Origin of the sequence: Bacillus sp. BS3(2021) (genome assembly GCF_021043345.1) — a bacterium.
Taxonomy (GTDB): Bacteria; Bacillota; Bacilli; order Bacillales; family Bacillaceae; genus Bacillus; species Bacillus paralicheniformis.
The window spans coordinates 764782-790224 of the sequence record NZ_JAJNDM010000001.1 but is presented as its reverse complement, the minus strand read 5'-3'; the positions used below and the strand labels follow the sequence as shown (position 1 = coordinate 790224).

Here is a 25443-nt window from a genome sequence, read left to right as displayed (position 1 = left end):
TAAAATATTACCGCAACAAAAATATTGTATTCAGGTTAACTTTCATATAGACATAGAAAGGGGTTAATGAACCTATGAAACCCGCGATTACTGTAAAAGATTTATATGTTTCTTATCACGGCGCAGAAGCGCTTCGCAATATCAATTTCTCGCTTGATCAAGGAATGATGGCGGGCGTTATCGGACCGAACGGCGCAGGAAAATCAACACTGTTAAAAGCCATGCTCCAATTGATTCCAAAAGATAAAGGCGACGTCCGTCTGCTCGGAAAACCGCTCAAACATGTACGCAAGCAAATCGCCTATGTTCCGCAGCGGAATGATATGGATTGGACGTTCCCGATCAATGTGCTCGACACCGTCATCCTCGGCACGTATCCTGAACTCGGCCTTTTCAGACGTCCGAAAAAACGCGATAAAGAATGGGCATATCACTGTCTTGAAAAAGTCGGGATGGAAGCATACCCCAAGCGCCAGATCGGTGAACTGTCAGGCGGGCAGCAGCAGCGCGTTTTTCTCGCCCGGGCGCTCGCCCAAAAAGCAGAGCTGTTCTGTCTTGACGAACCGTTCGTCGGAATTGATGTGACGAGTGAAGAAATGATCGTCAGCATCTTAAAGGAACTTCGTGATGAAGGAAAAACCGTTCTTGTCGTCCATCACGATTTGAGCAAAGCGGACAGCTATTTCAATGAATTAATTTTGCTGAACAAAGAGCTGATTCAAAAAGGCCCGGTCTCCGACATCCTCAATCCCGACGTGATGATGAAAGCCTACGAATCTCAGCTTCCGTTCCTGCAATCGAAAAGGGGTGCGATGTGATGGAATTTATCCAGGGTTTGATGGAATATTCGTTTCTGCAAAAATCGCTGTTCACATCGATTATGGTGGGTATCATTTGCGGCGTCATCGGCTGCTTTATCATTCTCAGGGGAATGGCGCTGATGGGAGATGCGATTTCACACGCGGTCCTTCCCGGCGTCGCCATCTCTTATATGCTCGGCGTCAATTTTTTCTTCGGCGCCGTCTTTACGGGTATCCTGACGGCTCTCGGAATCGGCTATGTCAGCCAAAACAGCCGAATTAAAAACGATTCGGCCATCGGTATCGTCTTCACAGCCTTTTTCGCCGTCGGGATCATTTTGATCACGCTTGTCAAAAGCTCAAGCGATCTGTACCACATCTTATTCGGAAATGTGCTGGCCGTTCGTTCATCCGACATGTGGATCACGCTCGTCATCGGAGTCATGATTCTTACCGCCGTCTTTTTGTTTTACAAAGAGCTGCTCATCACCTCTTTCGACCCGACGATGGCGGCCGTCTACGGCTTGCCGAACCGGCTGATTCACTACTTTTTAATGACGCTTTTAACGATGGTCACGGTCGCATCGCTTCAGACCGTCGGCATTATCCTCGTCGTCGCGATGCTGATCACGCCTGCCGCAACCGCTTATTTATTAACGGACCGGCTGTGGGTGATGATCTATTTGTCCGCTTTCCTCGGCGCTTTGTCAGCGGTCGTCGGTCTTGGATTAAGCTATACGTACAACCTCTCCTCAGGAGCGGCGATCGTGCTCGTGGCTACGATTTTGTTCGGACTTTCCTTTACATTTTCACCGAAACAAGGCGTGCTTTGGAGAGCTTTGAAATCAAGAAGAAAGCGGGCAGCACTTCAATAATCCACAATATAAAGGGGGAACACAAAACATGAAATGGAAGCAAACATTAGCCATTGCGGCGGCATTAATTCTTGTTCTCGCCGCTGGCTGCTCATCGAAAAGCAGCAATGAAGAAAACGGAAAGCTGAAGGTCGTCACCACCTACTCCATTCTCTATGACATCGTCAAACAAGTCGGAGGAGATCACATCGATTTATACAGCATTGTACCTGTTGGAACAGACCCGCACGAATACGACCCGCTGCCAAAAGACGTGCAAAAAACGACGGACGCCGATGTCATCTTTTACAACGGCCTGAATTTGGAGACAGGAAACGGCTGGTTTAACAAGCTGCTGGAAACAGCTGAAAAAGACGGCGATGACGCCCCTGTCTACAAGCTGAGCAAAGGGGTCAAGCCAAAGCATCTCACTGCCAAAGGTAAAGAAACGGAAGAAGATCCCCATGCATGGCTCGATATAGAAAACGGGATTCAATATGCCAAAAACGCGAGAGATGCGCTGATCAAAAACGATCCCGACCATAAAGAAGATTACGAGAAAAACGCTGAAGCCTATATCGGCAAGCTGCAAAAGCTTCATAATGAAGCGGTGAACCGCTTTAAAGATATACCGAAAGAGCGCCGCGTCCTTGTGACGAGCGAAGGAGCTTTTAAATATTTCGCTTCGGCCTACGGCGTCGACGCGCAGTATATTTGGGAAATCAATACCGAAAATGAAGGAACTCCCGGTCAGATGAAAAAAATCGTCGACACGGTGAAGAAAAAGGAAGTTCCGGCCTTATTCGTGGAGACAAGCGTTGACCCGCGGAGCATGGAAAGCCTGTCAGCGGAAACGGGCGTGCCGATTAAAGCAAAAGTCTTCACCGATTCGATCGGAAAGCCTGGTGAAGCGGGAGATTCCTATTATAAGATGATGAAAGAAAACCTTGACCGGATCCATCAAGGTCTCGCCGAATAACCAAAAACTGCTGTACAGGATGTACAGCAGTTTTTTTCGCATGTTTTCCCGATTTTAAAGCAGGGTACAACGAAGGGAAAACGCAGAAAAAAGGAGTGTATTTCGTGAAATCTGTATACGAGGAATGCATCAAAGCCTGCCGGGAATGCCTTGAAGCATGCAATCACTGCTTTGACAAATGTCTGATGGAAGAAGACGCGGGGATGATGGCCGAATGCATCCGACTTGACCGGGAATGCGCGGAGATGTGCGGATTCGCACTTCAAGCCATGACGCGCAACAGCCCGTATGCCGAAGACATTTGCCAGCTTTGCGCAAAGGTTTGCGAAGCTTGCGGCAATGAATGCAGCCTGCACAAGCATGACCACTGCCAGCTTTGCGCTGAAAGCTGCTTTGCATGTGCGGAAGCATGCAGAAAAATCGCTTCTTAACTTGAAATATCCGGCTCTCGGGCCGGATATTTTTATGTCGGAAACGTTTATTTTTTCTCCTCCCCCCTTACTAAACTGATACAATATGACTATAAAAGGGGGTTTTAATATGAAAGACAGCGTGTTTCAAATGACTTCTGACACATATCAGTCGCTCAGCGATTCAGAACGGCATTTGCTCGAGTACATTTATCAGCACTTAGATGTCATCGCCACTTTATCGATTGTAAAATTAAGCGAGGATGCAAATGTTTCAACAGCCACGATTGTCAGGTTAATGAAAAAGCTCGGTTATGACGGCTACACTTCTTTTAAGTACGCATTAAAAGAAAAACACCACCTCGGCCACGCTCCGCTGATGGATGATATCGACAGCCAAATTAAACAGGCCGTGCTCAAGAATGAAAGAGAAGTTCTGGATACGATTAAAATGCTTGATATCGGGTTGATCGAAGATGCCATTCAAAAAATCAGCAATGCCGAAAAAGTTTACATTTTCGCAAGGGGATTGTCTGAAATGATTGGGACTGAGATGACGATCAAGCTTCAGCTACTCGGCAAAAACTGCGAGATGCACAGCGACCCGAATATTATCAGAGGCAAGTCAAAAACACTGGCAAAAAAAGACCTCGGCCTTTTTGTTTCCCTGAACGGCGAGACAGAGGAGCTTGTTGAAGCCGCGCAAAATTTCAAATTGCAAGCCATTTCCACCATTACATTAACAACAAGGATCGATTCGCGTCTTGCGAAATTATCAGAGATCGTACTAGTCGGGTTTAAAGGTGAACAATCATTTTTTCCCGATTATGAAGTCCGCTCGCGCCTCCCTCTGCAAGTCCTCTCCCGCATCATGCTGGACTCATACGTCATCCGCACCGCTCATAGCTGAAAACCTTTACACAACCTGTAAACATCCCCCCTTTTATCTGTGACATAATGTCTGTGAAGCCACAGATAAAGGGGGGATACAGCATGATCTATACATGCACGATGAATACCGCGGTCGACTTATTCGTTGAAACCGACGAGCTGCTTCCCGATGTCGTCAACCGCACTAAAGATGAAGATTATCAGCCAAACGGAAAAGGTGTCAATATTTCTTTTATGCTCAAGCGCCTCGGCCTTAACAATACCGCGCTTGGATTTACAGGCGGATTTACCGGGCGTTTTATTGAAAATGAACTGCTGAATGAAAAAATCGTCACAGACTTTGTCGAAGTCGAAGGCATCTCACGGATTAATATTTTTATTAATGCCACCCGGGAATTCAAAATCGTAAACAAAGGTCCGCTCATATCTGAAGGCCGAAAACAGGAGCTGATCAACAAAATCCGTCAAATTCCGTCCGGCCGCTTTTTATTTGTTTCAGGCAGTCTTCCGAGAGGAGTCCCAGATGACATGTACCTTTCGCTTTCCGAGATTGCCGCCGAAAACAAACTGAAGTTGATCTTGGATATCAGCTCTCCCGTCCTATTAGATTGTCTTTCATACCATCCTTACCTGATTAAACCGAATGAACAGGAGCTTGCCGCTTTTTTCAGCCGGAAGAAAGCGCTGTCTGAAGAAGAAATCATCCACTACGGAAAGGAGCTCCTCAATCGCGGCGCTCAAAGGGTTCTCATCTCACGCGGTAAAGACGGCGCCCTTTATTTGGACCGCCAAAGAACCTTAAAAGCGACAGCCGCCAAAGGCAAAGTTGTCAATACCGCGTGTGCCGGCGATGCCATGCTTGCCGTGTTCGTCGGAAAACAGGAGCTGGGCTGTTCTGTTCCTGAAGCACTCAGACACGCCTCTGCCGCCGGATCCTTGACGGCTTTCTCGAAAGGCCTCGGAGATGTGTCCAAACTCGATCAAACAGCTTCACAAATTCAAATCACTCATTTATAAAGGGGGTTTTCTTATGAAAAAGTTCAAAATCATCGCGGCAACCGGCTGTCCAACAGGCATTGCCCATACATTTATGGCTGAAGAGGCCTTAAAACAGGCCGCCGCCAAACTGGGTGTAGAAATCAAAGTCGAAACACACGGACAAATCGGAGTTCAAAACGAACTATCGCCAGAGGACATTAAACAAGCCGACGGAGTCATTGTCGCGGCTGACAAAGATGTAGGCGCCGAGCGTTTTGCAGGCAAACGCGTCCTTGACGTCCCGGTTGCGCGGGGCATCCGAGATGCGGAATCTTTAATTCGGGCGCTGCTGAACGGCGAAGCGCCGATTTACCGCGAACAAACAGCGGCAAAAACAGAGGATGAACTCCAAACAGGCGAAGCCGCTTCCATCGGCCGTAAAATATATAAACATTTGATGAACGGGGTTTCCCACATGCTCCCATTTGTCGTCGGCGGAGGGGTTTTAATTGCACTTTCCTTTTTATTCGGCATCCATTCAGCAGATCCTGAACATCCTAGCTACAACGCTTTTGCCGAATTGCTGAATAAAACGGGCGCATTCGGCTTCCAGCTGATGGTTCCGATTTTATCCGCTTATATCGCCGCTTCAATGGCCAAACGTCCCGGCCTGATTGTCGGGTTTATCGGCGGCATGATCGCCAGCACGGGGGGAGCGGGTTTTCTGGGCGGCATCGTATCCGGTTTTTTGGCGGGACTGATCATTTACGGTCTCTCGTATGCACTTAAAAAAATGCCTCAATCCCTTGAAGGGCTAAAAGCAATTTTTCTTTATCCGGTTATCGGCATTTTTCTGATCGGTGCGGTCATGTTTTTCCTCGTGGAGCCGATGACGGCCATCAATGAAGGGATGAAGGACTTTTTAGCCGATTTTCAAGGAGCGAATCCCGTCATTCTCGGCTTGATTATCGGCTGTATGAGCGCATTTGACATGGGCGGTCCGGTCAATAAAGCCGCTTATGTCACCGGCACTGCTCTTCTCGCTGAAGGGAACCAATATTTCATGGCAGGCGTTTCCGCCGCGTGCATCACACCGCCGCTCGTCATTGCGTTTGCCACTTTGCTTTTCCGCAAATATTTCAGCCAGCAGGACCGAAATGCAGGGCTTGTCAATTTTATTCTCGGCGCCACTCATATTACCGAAGGTGCTATCCCGTTCGCCGCAAAAAAACCGATCCCTGTCATTCCGATTTTGATGATCGGCTCTTCGATATCGGCGATATTAACATACTCATTCGCAGTTCAAGTACCTGCCCCGCACGGCGGATTCCTTGTACTTCCCGTTGTCACAGGAGCCTTTCAATGGGTGTTGTCGATTATCATCGGATCGCTTATCGGCGCCTTCTTATACGGTTTTTATCAAAAACGGACATATGAAAAACAGAAAGGCTGATCAAACATGGGCACAACAGCTTTAATCAAAAAAGAGCACATCTATCTTCAAGAAACGTTATCTTCCCAAGCGGAAGCATTTGACCGGGTGGCTCAGGTCGCATATGAATCGGGAGCCGCCCAAACAAAACAAGCGGTCATACACGGATTGGCACAAAGAGAGGCTGAAAGTACGACCGGCTTCATTGAAGGCTTTGCCATTCCCCATGCAAAACTGAAGGACATCACAGAAGCATCTGTCATCATCATTCAAAACCAGATGGGCATCGAATGGAACGCGCTTGATCAAAACCCTGTCACATTTATCATTGCTTTATTGATACCAGATGCCGAGGCAGGCAGCACACATCTCAATCTATTATCATCGGTGTCTCGCATGCTTGTTCACGAAGATGCGAGGCAGCAGCTGCTTAAAGCCTCGAGTCCTGACGACATTCTGAACACCTTTTCGAGCTATATATCCTAATTTTGATCAGAAAGAAGGAATCGATATGCTGACAAATACGAAGAAAATGCTGTTGGACGCACAGACAAACGGCTATGCGGTACCGGCCTTTAACATTCACAACCTGGAAACCGTGCAAGCCGTGACAGAAGCGGCTGAAGCCCTAAGGTCCCCCGTGATTCTTGCGGCTACTCCCGGAACCTTCAGCTATGCAGGCCGCGACTATATTCAAGCGATTGCAGAAACGGCCGCAGCGCGCTGTTCAATCCCGGTCGCCCTCCATCTCGATCATCATGAAGAGATTGATGATATTCGCGAGTCTTTATCATTAGGGACAAAATCGGTGATGATTGATGCTTCGCACCATCCATTTGCCGAAAATACCGCAATTGTAGCGAACGTCGTACAATATGCCCGGCAAAAAGATGCCACTGTAGAAGCCGAGCTCGGAAGGCTCGGCGGACAGGAAGATGATTTAATCGTGGATGAAGCCGACGCTTATTACACCGATCCGGATGCAGCAAAAGAGTTCGTCGAGAAAACCGGAATCGATTCGCTTGCGGTGGCAATCGGTACAGCCCACGGGCTTTACTCAAAAGAACCCAATATCGATTTTGACCGGCTGGCCGCGATTCAAAAACGGGTTTCAGTTCCGCTTGTCCTGCACGGCGCCTCAGGAATTCCGCAAGAAGATGTAAGAAAGTGCATCAAGCTCGGCTGTGCAAAAGTAAATATCGCGACTGAATTAAAAATTCCTTTTTCAGATAAACTGCGCCGTTATCTGCATGAACACACTGATGCAAGCGATCCAAGAAAATATATGACCCCCGCCAAAGAAGCCATGAAAGAAATCGTTCAGGAAAAGATTTTGATGTGTATGAGCAATAACAGATACTAATGCAAAAAGCCGGATGTTCTTTAACATCCGGCTTTTTCAAATCATTTGGCATGCTCTTCTAAAGCATGACCGTCATGAGGCTTTTCATCGGGTATCGGTTCCTGAGCGGCCAATATGCTGTATACGAGCATGACAATTCCTACATAAACAACCGCCGAAACCGTCCAAACGAGCACTGTTTTATCCTTCAAGACGGATTCCTCCAATCAAGCTTCACCTTTTGCAGCCTGAGTGCATTCAGAACGACCGAGACCGAACTGAACGCCATCGCGGCACCTGCGATCCACGGGGCCAAAAGCCCGACGGCCGCGAACGGAATGCCGATGCTGTTGTAGGCAAACGCCCAGAAAAGGTTTTGTTTAATGTTTTTGATCGTCAGCCTGCTCATGAGGATCGCATCGGCGATGCTGTTTAAATCGCCGCGGATCAAGGTGATATCGGCGGCTTCCATGGCGACGTCAGTCCCCGTTCCGATCGCCATTCCGGTATCGGCTGCCGCCAGTGCCGGCGCATCATTGATGCCGTCGCCGACCATCGCGACTTTTTTGCCTTTTGCCTGGATTTTCTTCACTTCATCTGCTTTTCCTTCAGGCAGGACTTCTGCAATGACATGCTGAATGCCGGCTTCAGCAGCAATCGCTTCTGCCGTCCGCCGGTTGTCTCCGGTGATCATGACGACTTCAAGCCCCATATCATGCAGCCTTTTCACCGCTCTCTTCGACGTGTCTTTTATCGTATCGGCGACGGCGATCAGCCCGGCAAACCGACCGTCGATGGCGGCAAGCATCGCCGTCTTTCCTTGTGTTTCAAACTTCTCCATTTCGCTGTGCGCCTCTTGAATGTCAATATCACGGCTTTCCATCAGCCGTCTTGTGCCGATCAAAATCCGTTTTTCATTGACTGCGGCTTCGATACCATAACCGGGTATCGCTTCAAAGCTGTCTGCGGAGGCCGGTTCTATCTCTCTCTTTTTAACGCCTTCGACAATGGCTTCAGCAAGCGGATGTTCAGAGTTTTTTTCCGCAGCACCGATAAGCTTGAGAAACGATGTTTCATCGATCCATGGTTCAGTGCGCACATCTGTGAGCTGAGGCTTTCCATTTGTGACCGTCCCCGTCTTGTCAAGCACGATCGTCTCCAAGCGGTGAGCCGTCTCCAAATGTTCGCCGCCTTTGAATAAAATTCCGAATTCAGCCGCACGGCCCGATCCGGCCATGATCGAAGTCGGTGTTGCCAAACCGAGCGCACACGGACATGCGATCACAAGCACCGCAATCAGCTTTTCCAGCGCCGTGCCGAATTCACCGGGGCTAACCGCCAAATACCAGACGAAAAATGTGATGACTGCGATCGCCACGACAATCGGCACAAAAACCCCGGAAATCCGGTCTGCGAGCCGTTGAATCGGAGCTTTTGAACCTTGCGCCTCTTCCACGACTTTTATAATCTGCGCCAGCGCAGTATCTTTGCCTACTTTTTCTGCTCTTACTTTTAAAAATCCATTTTTATTGATTGTAGCACCGATAACCGGATCTCCAACCGTCTTGTCAACAGGGATGCTTTCACCGGTGATCATTGATTCATCCAGCGCAGAACGTCCTTCGACAATCTCTCCGTCTGCCGGTACTTTTTCACCGGGCTTCACGTACATGATGTCGCCTGCCAATACGTTTTCAATCGGCACGGTCATCTCTTCGCCGTTTCTGACGACGGTCGCCGTTTGTGCCTGCAGCCCCATCAGCTTTTTGATCGCTTCGGATGAGCGCCCTTTCGCTTTCGCTTCAAACAGCTTTCCTAAAATGATCAAGGTTAAGAGGATGGCGCTTGTTTCATAATAAAGTCCGTCCGGATGCCGGTTCGTGCCGAGGCTTTCAATGCTTAAATACAAGCTGTAGAAATACGCGGCAGACGTGCCGAGAGCGACCAGCACATCCATGTTCGCGCTTTTGTTCCGAAGCGCTTTATAAGCCCCTGTGTAAAACTGTTTCCCGACGATAAACTGAACCGGTGTCGCCAACGCGAACTGAACCCAGGGATCCATGAACATCCCCGGCAGCCATATAAATGACGTGAATTTGAAATGGCTGACCATTGCCCAGAGCAGCGGAAAAGATAAAATGGCCGAAAAAATAAACTTGCCGGTTTGACGCTGAATGCCTTTTTCTCTTTGTTCCGCCGCTCCATCCGCAGTTTGGTCTTTTTTCAGCTCGAGCTTGTAGCCGAGCTTTTCAATGGCTTCGATCATTTCCTCCGGCGAAACCGCACCGGTATGATAGTCGACTGCCGCAGTCTCTATGGCAAAGTTGACGGCGGCGTTTTTGACGCCCGGCAGCTTGTTGAGGCGCTTTTCAACCCGGTTGGCGCAAGCCGCACACGTCATGCCGGAAATTGCGAATTCGGCTTTTTCCGCTGGAACTTGATAGCCGAGCGATTCGACTTTTTCAGCCAGCTGTCCGACTTCGATTTGCCCCGGATCATAAACGATTTTTGATTTTTCCAGCGCCAAGTTCACATTTGCGTCCTGAACGCCGTCAAGCCTTTTCAACCCTTTCTCGATCCGCGCCGCACAGGCGGCGCAGGTCATGCCAGAGATTTGGAGGGTGGCTTCTTTTTGTCCGTCCATATCCTTCACTCCTTATATACCCCTTATAGGTATACATTAGCCTGCGACATCATACCCCTGATCTTCGATCGTATCGATGATTTCTTTCAGCGATACTTTGCCTGAATCAAACGAAACTTCGACCTTGCCCTCGCTTAAATTCACTTTAACGGACTCTACTCCGCCAAGCTTTCCGACGTTTCCTTCTACTGCCTGAACACAGTGGTTGCAAGACATGCCTTCGACTTTCAGTGTTTTTGGTTCCATATTGAAAACCTCCTATGGTTTGATGATATTGATCGGTTTTATATTACCATACCCCTGTAGGGTATTTCAAGAAAACGATTTTCCCTTTTTTCGTTCACGACTTTGAAAAACGCTTAAACACATCAAGCAGCTCCTCGATGGCCTCTTCGCCTTCACCGCTTTTAATCGCGTTTGCGACACAATGGTGGGTATGATCTTCAAGCAGGCTGAAAGCCACCTTTTGCATCGCGGCTTGCACAGCTGAGATTTGAACGAGAATATCGACGCAGTAGCGGTCATTTTCAATCATGTTTTGAATGCCTCTGACCTGCCCTTCAATCCGCTTTAAGCGGTTTGTGATTTGTTCTTTTCCTTTAGAACTTTTGGGATTTAATGTGTGTTCATGATGATCTGCTGACATCGGAGCACCTCTCTTTCCATTGTATTTTGTCCAAGTTACCCGTTTGTACCATTATAAAATGCGAAGCGAAACATGTCTAAAAAAAAGAGACAACCCCAATTTTCTGCGGGGTCGTCCCTGCATATTATTTGTTTAACGCTTTAAAAAATTCTCTCATAAACTCCGGCAGATTGGACCAGTCATGGCCTGAGACCAGATTGGCGTCGACATGAAGCTTCTCCTCTACATAAGTCGCGCCCGCGGCTTCGACTTCCGGTTTGCAGGCGATGTAAGCCGTCAGCTCCCGACCTTTCAGATGTTCTCTCAGGCTTGTGAAAATCAGGCTCGCGTGACAAATCGCGCCGACCGGTTTATTTTCCTCAAAGAAATGAGCAACAATTTTCAGCAGGGAATCGTACATCCGGATAAATTCCGGCGCGCGTCCGCCCGGAATGATGATGCCGTCGTATTCGGACGGATCAATCTCATCAAATGAAGCATGCGCGTCAATTAAATAGCCCGGCTTTTCGGTGTATGTATCCCAATCCAGAAAGTCATGAACAACCGTATGAATCTTTTTCTTTTTCGGTGCGGCGATCGTCGTTTCATAGCCCTCTTCAAGACAGCGGTAATAAGGATAATACACTTCCAGCGCTTCAACTGCGTCGCCCGTTACGATCAAAATCTTTTTCGCCATCAAAAACATCTCCTTTCCTTTTTTACTCTTCTATTTTATCCCATTTGCGCCTGATTTTAAAATCAAGTGCTTGAGGAGCTTGATTTCAGCCGACGATCGTGATGGTCTCTGTAATGTCTTTCAAGAGGGCAAGGTTTGCTTTGTCAATTCCTGAATCTGTGATGATCCTGTATCCGTTATGAAGGCGGTCGATTTGCGAGAAAGCACGGGTCCCGAATTTGCTGCTGTCCGCCATCAAGATCGTTTCGTCCGCAATCTCGATCATCCGTTTTTTCAACAGCGCCTGCATTTCGTTTGAATCGCTCAAACCGCTCGCAGGGTCGACGCCTTTGCAAGACAGAAATGTTTTGTTGACGTGATACATATCAAGGGAGCGCTCAGCCAAAGGACCGACATATGACATCGATTGCGGCAGCAGCATCCCGCCGGTTGAAATGACCGTCACCTTTTCTTTTTTGCTGAGTTCAATCGCGACTCTGACTGAATTGGTGATGACGGTCAGCGGGATGTTTTCAAGCGCTTTTGCCATGTACCATGCCGTCGTGCTGGCGTCAAGAATTATTCGTTCCCCGCTTTTCACGTGCTTAACGGCTTCAAATGCAATCATCTTTTTTTCGTTTACGTTTGTAATTTCGCGCTCGCGAAAATGCACCTCCGCTTCTTCGGTCTGTACGCTGACAGCGCCGCCATGACTTCTTTTCAGCTTATTTTCCTTCTCAAGCTTTTCCAAATCGCGCCTGATCGTTTCTTCCGTGACGGAAAAAAGCTCGCTCAGTTCTGTGACGCGTACGCTCGAGCGCAGATTGACAAGCTCGACGATTTTTTGGTGTCTTTCAGCTACAAGCATCCGTTTACTTCCTTCCTTTTTTGGTAAAAGTCACTGTTACTTTCATGATAGCGCATCAGCGCCGATACAGGAAATGTTTTCAGCGGGAAGCGGCGACGAGAATCTGACTTGTATAGCGGCGGTATGCCGCCTCCCACGCTTCTGTATCTTCCGGTACATACGTTTTTTGAGGGAAGGAAGTCCTGATCGCTTTTCGGGCGCTTTGAATATCCCAAAACATGTCGAGTGCGATGGCCTGTACGGCAATGTTGCCGATGGTGCTCGCCTCTGACGGTCCGGCCCATACATTTCTGGCCAGTACATTCGCCGTGTATTGGCACAGCAGTTCATTTCGAATCCCTCCGCCCGCCATGTGAAGTCCGTCATATTCTTTTCCTGTCAATGTTTCAATCCGTTCAAGCGTAAACCGGTATTTAAACGCAAGGCTTTCCAGCACGCAGCGGATCATCTGTCCGGGCGTTTCCGGCACGTGCTGCCCAGTTGCACGGCAATACTCCCTGATCGCCTCAGGCATATGCACGGGATTAAGAAACATCGGGTCATCCGGGTCAACCGCCGACCTGAATGCTTCCGACTGTCCGGCAAGTTTGACAAGCTCGGCGCTCGAATAGCTGATCCCGTCTTTTTCCCAATCTGCCTGACAGCGCTGGAACAGCCACAATCCCATAATGTTTTTTAAAAAGCGGAATGTACCGCCGGCACCGCCCTCATTTGTAAAATTCCAATCGAGCGCCTGTTTTGACATCAGCGGAGTGTCAAGTTCAGTTCCAATCAGCGACCAGGTGCCGCAAATCAAATATGCAAAGTCTTCCGTTTCAGCGGGAACGCCGACAACTGCAGAAGCCGTGTCATGTTCGCCGACGGCAATGACCGGTACGGCAGGCACCGACAATTCGCTGCACACTGATTGTGACAGCCTCCCCGCTTCGCTTCCTGGTTTTGCTATATCCTTCGGAAAAATATTGGCCGGGAGTCCCATAAGGCTGATGAGCTCCCAATCCCAATCTGACGTTTTCGGGTTGAACAGCTGAGTTGTCGTCGCATTTGTAAACTCGCTTTTTTTCTCGCCCGTTAAAAAATAGCGCAGCAAATCAGGAATCATTAAAAGCGTTTCCGCTCGCTCCAACAGCGGAGAATTCGCTTTTTTCAGCGCCCGGAGCTGAAAGATGGTGTTGAACGGCAAAAGTTGAATACCGGTTCTTGAAAACAGCTCTTCTTTTCCGATTTCATTCAGCACCTCCATCATCATTCCGTCCGTGTAAGGGTCTCGGTAATGATAAGGGTTCCCCAACAACTCTCCGTTACGATCGAGAAAGCCGACATCAACCGCCCAAGAATCGATTCCGATACAGCTGATTCGTCCGCAGCCGTTTTTCGCCTTTAAAATGCCTTTTTTGATTTCATGATAAAGCCTGAGAATGTCCCAATAAAGGTGTTTTCCCGCCTGAACGGGCTGATTTGGAAAACGGTGAATTTCCTCCGCTTTGATCAGACCGCCGTCCACATGACCTGCATAAGCTCTGCCGCTCGACGCACCAAGATCAAAAGCGAGAATCGTCACCAGCTTGCACCGCCTTTGCCGCGTGCCAGTATTTTCTCCGCATACCCGCTTTCCGCATAAGCTTTGAGCGGATCAGGCGGGACGTTCATTTCCTCCCGCACGGCGTAAAGGAGCGGTTTGACGTCAATTTCAAATGCTTCGCGGATCGCAGCCTCTGCGGCAAGAACGTCATGATTTTCCTGCGCTTTCTTCACTTCATCGAAGTTGATCAAAAGCGCTTTTGCAAATTGAGTCTGCACATTCATGACCGAGCGCAGTACAGCCGGGATTTTAGGTTCGAGATTATGGCATTGATCAAGCATATACGAAATATGTTCGGCCGTCTTCCGGACACTCGGGTCGGAATCGCGGCAGGCGTCCAAAATTTGATAAAAAATGAGAAACAGTTCGTACGGGTTGTGCGCGCCTGCGATCAAATCGTCATCAGCGTATTTGCGGCTGTTGAAATGAAAGCCTCCGAGACGTTTTTCGTCAAGCAAATAAGCGACAATGTGCTCGATGTTCGTCCCTTGGGGATGGTGGCCGGTGTCGACGAGCACCTCAGCCTTCGGCCCGAGCTTTTGCGCCAAATTGTAAGCCATCCCCCAATCCGCCAGGTCTGTATGATAAAATGCCGGCTCAAAAAACTTGTATTCAATCAAGAGCCGCATATCATCGTCAAGCGCTTCGTATACTTCAGCCAGACACTCATACATCCAATTTTTCCGTTTTCTGATGTCGCCCTGACCGGGATAGTTGGTTCCGTCGGCAAGCCAGAGGCTGATTTCCTTGGATCCTGTTTGTTTTGCAATATCGACGCATTCGAGCAATTGCTCAGTCGCTTTTTGGCGAATGTCCGCTTTAACGTTTGTGACGCTTCCGAATTTGTAGTCATCGTCCTGGAACAAGTTCGGATTCACGGCGCCGACGGCAAGGCCAAGCTGCTCGGCGTGCGCTTTCAGCTTTCCGTAATCATCAACTTGATCCCACGGAATATGGATGGCGACGGAAGGACAAGTTCCGGTTAATTTGTGAACGACTGATGCATCTTCCATTTTTTCAAATGGATCCCTCGGTACGCCCTCTTGCTGAAACACTTTGAAGCGCGTGCCCGAGTCCCCGTATCCCCATGAAGGCGTCTCGATTTTAAGCGCTTTCAATTTTTTCTTTACTTCAGAAAGGCTGATGCCTCTGTCTTTCTGCTGTTCTTCAAATAAAGCGTAAGCCCGGTCATTCATCATGTACACCCTTCCCCCTTGTTTTTAACGGATATGCCATGGTTGACATTAACGCAAGTTCCGGCTGGGTTGTGTCCAGCCGGCTGTACTGGACGATCACAGGTACATCGCTTGCGATCTCGATCGCATAAGGAACATTTTCAGGAATGCGTTCTCCTGCTCGGTGCAAAGAACTTGTGCGAATATGCTTCGTTCTCTTGCCCTGAACCGTCTCGGGAATGCCTTCGAGCGGCGGACGGTCTTCAAAGTATACTGTGATCGCAAGGTTTGCGTCTTCTTCATGGCAATTTAAAACACAGATGGCTTCATGGCTCGTCAAGCTTCCGGAACTTTCCGGAGGAATAAAACCGTCCGGTATGATCCAGTGGGTCTCGCCCTTCATCTCCCTTTTCCCCCTTTGTTTTCTGAAAGGACGGCCGAAGCCGTTCCTTTCCAATTACCTTGAAAATGCGGCCGGCACTCCCCCGTCAACCGTCAGCATGCATCCCGTCGTTTTTGCCGTTTTTTCTGAAGCGAAATAAGCGATCGCTTCGGCGATGTCGGCGGGATAAATGTTGACGGAAAGAGTCGTACGTTTGCGGTAATGCTCTTCAAGCCGATCGGGTTCAATCCCGTAGGCGGCGGCTCTTTCTTCGCGCCACTTGGAGTCCCAGATGGCCGACCCTTGAAGCACCGCATCCGGAAGCACTGAATTCACGCGGATTCCATACGGTCCGCCTTCAGCGGCGATGCATCTCGCCAAATGAACCTCAAGCGCTTTTGCAGAGCTGTATGCCGAAGCGTTTTTGCCTGCATAAACGGAATTTTTCGAGCCGATAAACACCATGCTGCCGCCTGAACCCTGTCTTTTCATTTGCTTAAAAGCTTCTCTGGCGACGAGAAAATATCCTGTTCCAAGTACATTCATATTCAAATTCCATTCTTCGAGAGTCGTTTCATCAAGCGGGCTGGATGTCGCAAGCCCCGCGTTGTTGACGAGAATGTCGATCCCGCCGTAATTAAGGACGATTTCCTCGAATGCCGCCTGAACGTCCTCTTCTTTCGTCACATCCATGCGGACGGCGGATGCTCGTTCCGCACCGTATTGTTCATTAATCTCTGCGGCTGTTTTTTCTGCGCCTTCTATATTAATGTCAGCAACAGCAACATGCGCACCTTCTGAAGCAAGGCGGCGGCAGGTCTCGCTGCCGATTCCGCCCGCTCCTCCCGTCACAAATGCGATCTTGCGGGAAAATTCGGCTTCCGGCGGAGCAAGCGTTAATTTATAAAGCTCAAGCGGCCAATATTCGACATTGTAGGATTCTTCCTCATTTAGAGATACAAAGTTTCCAAGGACTTCTGTTCCCTTCATGACAGCAATCGCCCGCCGATATAAATCTCGGCTGACCTTTGCCATCGCCAGGCTTTTACCTGCTGCCACCATGCCGATTCCCGGGATTAGCATCACGCGCGGCGCCGGTTCAAACATCTCGTCTCCTTCATGCCGGTTTCTTTGAAAATAGGCGGCATACGATTCTTTAAACCTAGCAATCTCGGTTTTGATCCGTTCGACCAGCTTCTCTGTGTCCTGTTCAGCGGGATTCCACGGAATATAGGCAGGCGTCCGCTTTGTATGCACAAGGTGATCCGGACATGCGGCGCCGACCTGTGAAAGCGATGGAGCGCGCCTGCTGTTCGTGAATTCGAGTACATCATCAGCATCGCACCATGTGAGCAGCATGCGTTTCTCTCCGCTGACAGCGCCGCGGATAATTGGCAAGATATCGGCTAAAATCCGTTTCCGGTCCTCCGGTGCAAGCGGCTCGACCATCTGTCCGCCAAACGGCTGATGATCTTCTGAACGGCTTTTAATGTATGCTTCCGCTTCGCGAATCACAGCAATCGTCTGATCATAGCTTTCTTTCGCCGTTTCCCCCCAGGTGACGAGCCCATGCTTCTCCATTAAAACAAGCTCTGCATTCGGGTTGTTTTTCACACCTTCTGCTATCAGCTTCGATAAAGCGAAGCCCGGTCTGACATAAGGCACCCATACAAAGCGGCTGCCGAATATCTCCTCTGCGATCTCTTTTCCATTATCAGCGCAGCAGATGCTGATGATCGCATCGGGGTGGGTGTGATCGACATGCGGAAACGGCAAAAAAGCATGAAGAAGCGTTTCGATCGACGGCCGCGGGTGCTTTCCGTCCATCATGCAATGGGACAAATATGCTGTCATTTCTTCATCGGTCATGCTGCTCCGTTCCATCAGCGGACGAATATCATCGAGCCTCAGCCCGGTAAATTGGCCCGCTGACATCGTCGCCAAGTCCGAGCCGCTGCCTTTCACCCACATCACCTCGATGTCCCTGCCCCTGAAATCCTTTTCCGTCGTTTTCATCGATGTGTTTCCCCCGCCCCAGTTGCAGACCGATCGGTCAGAGCCGATCAGGTTGGAACGGTAGACGAGTTCGTCAAGACCCGGACGCAGCGATGCAGCCTCAGTTTCTGACCATAAATATTCCACCATACGTATCACTCCGTTTTTGTTTGTTTATTTTTGAATATGTTTGTTTAAAGAGTAACATATTTTGTTTTGTTTTGTAAGCGCTTTTTTCAGAAGCCATTTTATGATAGAGCTGTTTCAATCGGTCTATAAATAAAAAACCCTCAACAGCAGGCAGCCGTAGGGGGGCAGGAATGTGGAATGTTTTAACCTTTGAAAATAAAATGTCAGATTTTAAGAAAGCGCTGGCATCATGATGATGACGCTTTTTGTCCCGCCGGCTAACCGTTTTGGGAACATATTGATCCACAACAAACGGTTGAAAATCGGCTTTTAATCTTTTAATATATAAACTCATGTTTTTTAAAAGGAGGGGTCAGGATGAATAAAACACTGCACGCACCAGTCAAACTGATCATCGCAATTTTTATGATTTGCACATTTTCTATCGGCTTTACAGAGTACGTCGTTATGGGTATATTGACTTCCATTTCAAAGGATCTCTCTGTTCCGATTTCATCTACTGGCTTATTGGTAACGGCATATGCGGGAAGCGTTTGTCTGACGGGGCCGATCGTCACCATATTGTCGGTCAAAATGCCGCGGAAACCGATATTGATCGGCTTGATGAGTGTGTTTGTACTGTCGAATGCGCTCAGTTTCCTGGCGCCGAACTTCACCGTTTTGTTGATCTCAAGAATCCTATCCGCTTCCATTCATGGCGCATTTTTTGCAACGACGATGGTGTTCGTCAGCGAAATGGTACCGCCCGAAAAGCGGGCCGCCGCTGCCGCTTCAATGAACGGCGGCTTGACCATCGCCCTGATGCTCGGCGTTCCGTTCGGTTCTTATTTAGGCGACCTTTTCAACTGGCGGATCGTTTTTCTGATGATCGCATTCCTCGGATTGATCGGCCTCGCCGGCATTTGGCTGACGGTGCCGCACAGAAAACCGAAAGTCGTCCCTAAATTGATCCATGAATGGGATGTGTTTAAAAATAAACAAGTTCTTTTCTCTTTTGCTATCACAATTTTCGGCTATTCAGGTGTATTCATCGCCTACACGTTTATTGAACCGATGCTGCGGCATTCTGCCGGTTTTGGCAGCCTCGGCATTACAGCCGCCCTTTTCGCCTACGGATTTGGCGGAGTCGTCGGCAATTTCTACGCCGGAAAGGTGCCGTTTCACCTGTTAACCCGCTCCATGATCGGCGTGATGATCGCGCTCATGGCGATCCTTGCGGCCTTCCCTTTTGTCAGCGGACACCCTGCCGGCGCCATCATCGTGACGTTTTTATTCGGAGCCGGCGCTTTCGGAACGGTGCCCCTTTTGCAAACAAAGGTCGTGGCTGCGTCTGAACACGGAACAACGATCGCCACCTCTGTCAGCATCGCTGCATTTAACTTGGCCAACGCGCTCGGCGCATGGATCGGCGGACTCATTCTTCATGCATCAGAGTCCTACACATACCTTGCCACAGGCGGTGCGCTTATGACCATGTGCGGACTGACGCTGACGATGTTCGCCTTTGTGTCTGAGAAAAGACAAGTGAAAGAAGAAATGTGGAGAACGGATCTGTAATTAAAAAAGCTGCCCGGCTTTAAGACCTGGCAGCTTTTTTGTTTGGTTCTTGCAGCGTCTTTGTCTGAGCTGCTTTCCGCATGATCGCGATCATCAAAAGGGCGGCCGCGGCATAGACGATGCCGAAACAGCCGAAAACGAAAACAGAAGATGACATTCCTAATAACACGCCTGATAGAACAGGACCGCAGGCCATTCCCGTATACCTGATAAAATTAAACATGCCCATCGCACTGCCGCGGTTCTCATCAAATTCATTTGCCATCATCGTAGAGAACAGCGGCGGGATCAGCCCCATTGTGACGCCGAAAAGAACGAGGGCCGCCGACAACGCGAAAAGTGAAAACGAGTGGGTAAAGCCAAAACAGACGACGCTGGCCGCGGCGGTCAGATTGCCGATCAGAAACAGGCGTCCGAGCGACAACCTCTTTTGTATCCACTTAAACAGCACGCTGCCGGCAACCGTACTGACCGCTATCGGCAAATACAGCAAGCCGACGATCTGCAGATCAAGGTGATAATGATCAGTCAGCAAAATCGGCAAATATACGATCACTGAAAAATAAATAAAGAAAAGAAGATAGCTTAATATCAAAACGGCATTTCCCGTCCTGTTTTTGAAAATATCCTTATAATGCGACAACAGGCTGCCGGCGCTGAGATTGGTCTTTTTCTCCGCATGGCTCTGCGGAAAGCAAAACGCATTTCCGAAAAGCAAAAGAACAGACAAGACTGTCAAAAACCAAAAAATTCCTGGATAATTATAGCGCTCCCCGATAAAACCGCCGAGAATAGGCGCCGCTGCCGGTGCAAGGGAAAGCAGCATTTGATAAGTCCCCATCGCACTGCCCCGCTTCGTTCCCTGGAACAGAGATCCGATTGTGGTTGCCGCAATTAATGGAAGCGCTGCCGTCCCTAAAGCCTGCAGCACCCTAAAAAAAAGAAACAGTCCAAAATCCCTTGCGACGGCGCAGCCGATTGTAGCAATGACCGTTACGATCATGCTCGCCATCATCACAAACCTCGATCCTTTAAAGTCGACAATTGAGCCGACAATGATCTGCATCACAGCTGTAATGAAGATGAACAGCGAGACGGACAGGTTGACCATCGATACGGAAACGTGAAACGAATCTCTGATTAACGGAATGATGGGTGAATAGATATTTTGATTCAACGATGCGAAAAAGGCGCTGATACACACAAAATACATAATGAAAGAAGCATTTAATTTCATTGGTCTCATGTCAAACCGCCTGCCTTGTTTTTGTTTATTCGTTAACAATTCCTTCAATATCGTTCACCGGTTAACAATATTAATTGTAGATGACTCCTTTATCAATGTCAACGAACATTTCTTACTGCAGCTTTAAAGTTTTTACAAATTTTTTACTTATCGGGTTTCTTCACTCGAAAAACGCCTTAAAAAAAGGTTCCTTCTGATCAAAATTCCTCAGATTCAAAAAAAACGTTACGAATATTTTCATATTTTGAATTTGATTTGTGTTGACAACTGGAAAAGATAGGGATAAAATGACTATTGTTTACTAGTAAACTTTTATGCTGTACCTTGCCTGATTTTGAGCTCAAACTCTTGCCCTGCTTTAACTATTGAACAAATGTGATACCCCTTCATCATGACCCGCACCATCGCTTATTCTTCTCGATTCATACCTAAGTGAGACAAGCCTATTCCCAGCTCGATAAACCGCACGTATCCCATCATTGATTGCAAAAGAAGTCATTCTATGTCCGTTAAGGAGGAAATCAATGACAGAGCTTACAATGGAGAGCAAACACCGGCCATTCAAAACTGAAACTCTTACCCGAAACTGCAATGAAATACTAAAACGCAGACGCCATGTTCTCATTGGCATCAGCCCGTTTAACAGCCGATTTTCCGAAGATTACATTCATCGGCTTATCGGCTGGGCAGTCCGTGAATTTCAACATGTATCCGTGCTTTTAGCCGGAAAGGAAGCAGCCAACCTTCTCGAAGCGCTCGGCACCCCGAATGGGAAGGCCGAACGGAAAGTCAGGAAAGAAGTCTCACGGAACCGGAGATTCGCTGAAAAGGCGTTGGAAGCGCATGGCGGCAACCCCGAGGCCATTCATACATTTTCCGATTTCGCGAACCAGACCGCATACCAGCGTTTGCGGATGGAAGTCGAAGACGCCTTTTTTGACCAGCCGCATTTCCGCAAAGCCTGCCTGGAGATGTCGCATGCGGCGATCCTCGGACGGGCCCGGGGCATTCGGATGGATGTCCAGGAGGTCAGCGCCGCCATGCTGGAGCTGGCTGTTGAATACGTCATCGCTGAACTTCCGTTTTTCATCGCCGCCCCTGATATTTTAGGCGTCGAAGAGACGCTTCTTGCTTATCACCGTCCATGGAAGCTCGGCGAACAGATCTCCCGTCATGAATTTGCCGTCAAAATGCGCCCAAATCAAGGATATCTTATGGTTTCCGAAGCGGACGAAAGTGTGGAATATAAAAGCATGCAGGAGGAACGAGTATGAATCAATCGCTAAAAACATTCAGCGTGTTGTCAGAACAATATCACGAGAATCCTTATCAATATTTCTCATACCTTCGGGAATCTGATCCCGTCCATTATGAAGAATCGCTGGACAGCTATTTTATCAGCCGCTACCAGGATGTGCGCCGCGTGCTCCAGAATCAGGATGTCTTTACAACGAAATCGCTTGCCAAACGAGCCGAGCCCGTCATGCGCGGACCTGTGCTCGCCCAAATGAAAGGCAAAGAGCACACGGCGAAAAGGAGAATCGTTCTGCGCCGTTTTATCGGGGAATCCCTTGATCACCTCACACCGCTCATCAAAGAAAATGCACAAAGGCTTTTGGCCCCTCATCTTGAGAAAGGGCGGATCGACCTTGTCAATGATTTCGGCAAAACGTTCGCCGTTTGTGTGACGATGGACATTTTAGGTTTGGACAAGAACGACCACCAAACGGTGAGAAACTGGCACAGCGGCGTCGCCGATTTCATTACCAGTTTGAATCAGGCACCTGAAGACCGGGAACATTCCCTCAAATGCAGTGAACAGCTCGCTGAATATTTGAATCCGATTATCGAGGAAAGGCGCAAAAATCCCGGACATGATTTAATATCCATCCTTTGCACTTCCGAATACGAGGGAGTAGCGATGTCTGACCGCGACATCCGCGCGCTGATTCTCAATATATTGCTTGCCGCCACAGAACCGGCGGACAAGACGCTCGCATTAATGATTTATCATTTGCTTCATCATCCCGATCAAATGAATGACGTGCTGGAAGACCGCACGCTCCTGCCTCAGGCCATCGCAGAGACGCTGCGCTACAAGCCGCCGGTGCAGCTTATCCCGCGCCAGCTTTCACAGGACGCGGTGATCGCCGGAGTCGAGCTCAAAGAAGGGACGACTGTATTTTGCATGATAGGCGCGGCAAATCGCGATCCTGAAGCGTTTGAGGAGCCAGACGAGTTCAACATCCATCGCACCGACCTGGAAGTCAAAAGCGCATTCAGCGGTGCTGCCAGGCATCTCGCATTCGGTTCAGGCGTCCACAACTGTGTAGGAGCGGGGTTTGCGAAGACGGAAATCGAGCTTGTCGCAAATATCGTCCTGGATCAGCTGAAGAATATCCAGCTGGAGGAAGACTTCGTTTACCGTGAGACAGGCCTTTACACACGCGGCCCCGTCTCGCTCAACATCAGATTTGATACGAAACATTAATCTTGTGAAAAAGCCTTCTCCTCCCGAGAGGAGGCTTTTTCAATTGCCGCTTCACTGATCTTCGCCAGCTCTTCAAAATCCTCCTTCCCTTCGATCGCATGTGAAAGTTCGTGGCATTGAACGATTTTAAAACCATTCATTTTAAACATCGCGATGATTTCAATTCTCCCCCGGTCTCCGTTTGTTTTGACAACATTGACCGTATACCTGACCGCTGCGCTTTGCAGTCGCTCGTCAAACAAAAACTCATGAAAGGGCGACACCGTTATGGTGCGGGCAACCTTTTTCAGCGTCCTCATGTGATCTTTAAACTGCACAAGGTCAATTTGACTGCCGTCGGTAACTTGAACATAATTCTCGCTGAAATAATCGGGAATTTTTTCAGTATTCATTTCACTCAAGATGTCCTGATACATGCTGATTAAAAACTGTTGGGCTTCACTTTTATTCATTCGCTGCTCCTCTTGATTAAATGTGTTTTGACCATTCGTTTAAAAAGCGGATGATGGTTTCCAGCTCGGATTCGGAAAACCGCTCAAACAGCTCGATATAGCGCTGCTTTGCAATTTCGTGCATCCTGTCATGAATGTCGGCCAGTTTCTTCCCCTCGTCTGTTAATCTGTAATACAATTCTTTGTTGTTGTTCGGTTTTTTGTGCGATTCGATCATCCCGTGCTTTGTAAGCACATTGACCGCTTTTGTCACTGCCGCTTTTGATATTTGAAGTTTTGCTGCCAGGAAAGCGTTGTTGACGTCTGCCTCGTTTTCGCTGATAAGCGAGATAATGTGAAGCTGGGTCAGTGTCCAATGCTTCCGGATGCTGCCGTCTTCTTGAAAAGCTTCCTTTGCGAGCGCCCGCTGTTCATGCTGAGCCCGCTTTTCTCTTTTGAGAATAAAATCCTGAACGGCTTGAAATGCTTGCTCATACGTCTTGTTTTCCACGATCATCATATCCTTTCCATCATCGTTAACCGGTTAACTGTTTAATAGTTTACCAGTTAACAATAATTGAAGCAAGCAAAAAGCATATGATGCAGAAAAGATCCGCAGCATATGCTTCCCTCATACTTGAAGAGATAACACGTGCTTTTCAGTCCAAGCCAGAAGCTTCAGGTCCTGTTTGCGGCCGGCGATGAATGAAAGCCCCAAAGGCTCGCCGTTTTTTGCCGGTAACGGAACGGTGATCTGCGGAAGCCCGCCAAGCCCGGCAATACACGTCAGTTTCATCGTGCGCGCCCTTCTCTCATGTAATTCGTTTTCCGGCAGCCCGCGGAGCGGCGGCGTGCCGGGAGCAGTTGGAATGACGAGCAAGCCGTCTTCCGCGAGCCATTCCGACAGTCTCCTTTTCACCGCTTCTCTTTTCATCAACACATGCTCATGATCGCTTTTCCTAAGACTTGACGTCCATTCAAATCTTTCTGCGATTCCAGAGCCGAACACTGGATTTGTGCGCTCGATCCAAGCTCCATGCTCCTCCCAAATATCCAGACCCTGCAGCAACTTGAACATCTCCGCCCATTCCGCGAGGCCTCCGTCAGCGGCAATGCACCAGTCGAATTCGCCGTCTATCAGGCCTAATGCATGAGCGTATACTTGTGTCCGGTCGCTTTCTTCAAGCAGGCTCCACGCCTCTTTTTCAAAATAAATCCGCTTGAAACAGGCCCCTGCCTCCTCCTGTCCGCTAAGCAGGACGCGGCCTGCCGCATGAAGAATTCCGATATCTTTTGACATCCATCCGACAGTGTCAAAGCTTTTCGCCAGCGGTATGACTCCATTAACCGGCACCTCGCCGTGCGTCGGCCGAAATCCGAAAATTCCGCAGTAGGAAGAAGGGATTCTGACAGACCCTCCGGTGTCTGTTCCAAGGGCAAAATCGGCCATGCCGGAAGCTGCCGCCACGGCCGAACCGCTTGAAGATCCTCCAGGAATGTTGTCCTTGGCACAAGGATTGACTGGCGTACCATAATGGACATTTTCTCCGTCAAGGCTGTACATCAGCTCATCCGTGTGAGCAGCACCTTTAAGCCTTGCCCCTTCACGCAGCAGCAAGTCAACGGCTTCCGCGTTTTTTTCGGCAGGTTCGTGCGTCCTCAGCCAATCAGGATTTCCCGCCGCATTTGTATGGCCTTCTACCGCAAACACATCCTTTACCGCAAACGAAAGGTTTTTCAAGCTTCCTTCAGCTGATGCCGGCTCGACAGCCAAATCCTTGTTCATAAAAGCGCCCCAATCATACTCCATTTTCAAAATCCCCTCTTTTTGTTTTTAACGATAACCGGACACCTCTTCAAATTGAACAAAATTGTGACAAAATCTTCCGTTCTCCGGTTGAAAAAGGTCTTTAGGTTTGTTCCTATAGGCAAACA

26 protein-coding genes are annotated in these 25443 nt (G+C 48.8%); 12 read left to right on the top strand and 14 right to left on the bottom strand.

What is annotated here, in order from left to right:
• Positions 1-74 precede the first annotated feature (74 nt).
• The 9 genes from LQ247_RS03885 (at position 75) to LQ247_RS03845 (ending at position 7707) form a co-directional block, all read left to right on the top strand.
• Positions 75-818, top strand: coding sequence for a metal ABC transporter ATP-binding protein (locus tag LQ247_RS03885; protein WP_026580107.1), 744 nt, complete (start codon positions 75-77; stop codon positions 816-818).
• Entirely contained in the window at positions 818-1675 is an 858-nt protein-coding gene (locus LQ247_RS03880; protein WP_216919509.1) for a metal ABC transporter permease, read from the top strand. The genes LQ247_RS03885 and LQ247_RS03880 overlap by 1 nt, the downstream gene beginning before the upstream one ends.
• Positions 1676-1703: 28 nt before the next feature.
• A complete protein-coding gene (locus tag LQ247_RS03875; protein ID WP_023856279.1) occupies positions 1704-2633 on the top strand; it encodes a metal ABC transporter substrate-binding protein in 930 nt (309 codons plus the stop codon).
• Between the two features lie 104 nt (positions 2634-2737).
• Positions 2738-3064, top strand: coding sequence for a four-helix bundle copper-binding protein (locus LQ247_RS03870; protein WP_020452949.1), 327 nt, complete (start codon positions 2738-2740; stop codon positions 3062-3064).
• Between the two features lie 109 nt (positions 3065-3173).
• Positions 3174-3953, top strand: a complete 780-nt coding sequence (locus tag LQ247_RS03865) for a MurR/RpiR family transcriptional regulator (protein ID WP_003185233.1) — start codon at positions 3174-3176, stop codon at positions 3951-3953.
• Between the two features lie 83 nt (positions 3954-4036).
• On the top strand, positions 4037-4951 hold the full coding sequence (gene pfkB / locus LQ247_RS03860; RefSeq protein ID WP_023856281.1) for a 1-phosphofructokinase: 915 nt from the start codon (positions 4037-4039) through the stop codon (positions 4949-4951).
• A 13-nt stretch (positions 4952-4964) separates the two neighbouring features.
• Positions 4965-6365, top strand: coding sequence for a PTS fructose transporter subunit IIC (locus LQ247_RS03855; RefSeq protein ID WP_026580109.1), 1401 nt, complete (start codon positions 4965-4967; stop codon positions 6363-6365).
• A 6-nt stretch (positions 6366-6371) separates the two neighbouring features.
• Positions 6372-6830, top strand: coding sequence for a PTS sugar transporter subunit IIA (locus tag LQ247_RS03850; RefSeq protein WP_026580110.1), 459 nt, complete (start codon positions 6372-6374; stop codon positions 6828-6830).
• Positions 6831-6855: 25 nt separating this feature from the next.
• The gene (locus LQ247_RS03845; protein ID WP_231005593.1) at positions 6856-7707 is read left to right on the top strand and encodes a tagatose bisphosphate family class II aldolase; all 852 of its coding nucleotides are present in this window, start codon (positions 6856-6858) and stop codon (positions 7705-7707) included.
• 41 nt (positions 7708-7748) lie between these two features.
• On the opposite strand, the gene LQ247_RS03840 is transcribed toward LQ247_RS03845, so the two are convergent.
• The 10 genes from LQ247_RS03840 to LQ247_RS03795 form a co-directional block, all read right to left on the bottom strand.
• Positions 7749-7898 (bottom strand): hypothetical protein, encoded by a 150-nt coding sequence (locus LQ247_RS03840; protein ID WP_023856286.1) that lies wholly within the window; start codon positions 7896-7898, stop codon positions 7749-7751.
• Entirely contained in the window at positions 7895-10330 is a 2436-nt protein-coding gene (locus LQ247_RS03835) for a heavy metal translocating P-type ATPase (RefSeq protein WP_231005592.1), read from the bottom strand. The genes LQ247_RS03840 and LQ247_RS03835 overlap by 4 nt, the downstream gene beginning before the upstream one ends.
• Positions 10331-10366: 36 nt before the next feature.
• Positions 10367-10576, bottom strand: a complete 210-nt coding sequence (gene copZ, locus LQ247_RS03830; protein WP_231005591.1) for a copper chaperone CopZ — start codon at positions 10574-10576, stop codon at positions 10367-10369.
• A gap of 94 nt (positions 10577-10670) precedes the next feature.
• Complete coding sequence (csoR, locus tag LQ247_RS03825) at positions 10671-10976, bottom strand: copper-sensing transcriptional repressor CsoR (protein WP_020452956.1); 306 nt, start codon at positions 10974-10976, stop codon at positions 10671-10673.
• 124 nt (positions 10977-11100) lie between these two features.
• The gene (locus LQ247_RS03820) at positions 11101-11652 is read right to left on the bottom strand and encodes a DJ-1/PfpI family protein (RefSeq protein WP_003185255.1); all 552 of its coding nucleotides are present in this window, start codon (positions 11650-11652) and stop codon (positions 11101-11103) included.
• 85 nt (positions 11653-11737) lie between these two features.
• Positions 11738-12499 (bottom strand): DeoR/GlpR family DNA-binding transcription regulator, encoded by a 762-nt coding sequence (locus LQ247_RS03815; protein WP_020452957.1) that lies wholly within the window; start codon positions 12497-12499, stop codon positions 11738-11740.
• Positions 12500-12578: 79 nt separating this feature from the next.
• Entirely contained in the window at positions 12579-14060 is a 1482-nt protein-coding gene (locus tag LQ247_RS03810) for a rhamnulokinase (RefSeq protein ID WP_231005588.1), read from the bottom strand.
• Entirely contained in the window at positions 14057-15277 is a 1221-nt protein-coding gene (rhaI, locus tag LQ247_RS03805) for an L-rhamnose isomerase (protein ID WP_231005668.1), read from the bottom strand. Before rhaI ends, LQ247_RS03810 begins: the two co-directional genes overlap by 4 nt.
• Entirely contained in the window at positions 15270-15659 is a 390-nt protein-coding gene (locus LQ247_RS03800) for a sensory rhodopsin transducer (protein ID WP_023856290.1), read from the bottom strand. Before LQ247_RS03800 ends, rhaI begins: the two co-directional genes overlap by 8 nt.
• A gap of 54 nt (positions 15660-15713) precedes the next feature.
• Complete coding sequence (locus LQ247_RS03795; protein WP_020452961.1) at positions 15714-17783, bottom strand: bifunctional rhamnulose-1-phosphate aldolase/short-chain dehydrogenase; 2070 nt, start codon at positions 17781-17783, stop codon at positions 15714-15716.
• 357 nt (positions 17784-18140) lie between these two features.
• Between LQ247_RS03795 and LQ247_RS03790 the strand changes: the two genes are divergently transcribed.
• On the top strand, positions 18141-19340 hold the full coding sequence (locus LQ247_RS03790) for an MFS transporter (RefSeq protein WP_231005586.1): 1200 nt from the start codon (positions 18141-18143) through the stop codon (positions 19338-19340).
• A gap of 19 nt (positions 19341-19359) precedes the next feature.
• Here the strand turns inward: LQ247_RS03790 and LQ247_RS03785 are convergent, their stop codons facing one another.
• Positions 19360-20586: an MFS transporter gene (locus LQ247_RS03785; protein WP_023856294.1), complete on the bottom strand. Its 1227-nt coding sequence runs from the start codon at positions 20584-20586 to the stop codon at positions 19360-19362.
• 524 nt (positions 20587-21110) lie between these two features.
• Here LQ247_RS03785 and LQ247_RS03780 point away from each other — a divergent pair.
• Both LQ247_RS03780 and LQ247_RS03775 read left to right on the top strand, forming a co-directional pair.
• Positions 21111-21860 (top strand): tRNA-dependent cyclodipeptide synthase, encoded by a 750-nt coding sequence (locus tag LQ247_RS03780; protein WP_101561464.1) that lies wholly within the window; start codon positions 21111-21113, stop codon positions 21858-21860.
• Positions 21857-23077 (top strand): cytochrome P450, cyclodipeptide synthase-associated, encoded by a 1221-nt coding sequence (locus LQ247_RS03775; RefSeq protein WP_231005584.1) that lies wholly within the window; start codon positions 21857-21859, stop codon positions 23075-23077. The genes LQ247_RS03780 and LQ247_RS03775 overlap by 4 nt, the downstream gene beginning before the upstream one ends.
• On the opposite strand, the gene LQ247_RS03770 is transcribed toward LQ247_RS03775, so the two are convergent.
• The 3 genes from LQ247_RS03770 to LQ247_RS03760 all read right to left on the bottom strand — a co-directional run bounded on the left by LQ247_RS03770 (position 23074) and on the right by LQ247_RS03760 (position 25318).
• The gene (locus LQ247_RS03770) at positions 23074-23529 is read right to left on the bottom strand and encodes a nuclear transport factor 2 family protein (RefSeq protein WP_144497800.1); all 456 of its coding nucleotides are present in this window, start codon (positions 23527-23529) and stop codon (positions 23074-23076) included. The two genes, LQ247_RS03775 and LQ247_RS03770, sit on opposite strands and share 4 nt — an antisense overlap.
• Positions 23530-23545: 16 nt before the next feature.
• Complete coding sequence (locus tag LQ247_RS03765) at positions 23546-24025, bottom strand: MarR family transcriptional regulator (protein WP_231005665.1); 480 nt, start codon at positions 24023-24025, stop codon at positions 23546-23548.
• Positions 24026-24139: 114 nt separating this feature from the next.
• Positions 24140-25318, bottom strand: coding sequence for an amidase (locus LQ247_RS03760; RefSeq protein WP_048350125.1), 1179 nt, complete (start codon positions 25316-25318; stop codon positions 24140-24142).
• Between the last annotated feature and the right edge of the window lie 125 nt (positions 25319-25443).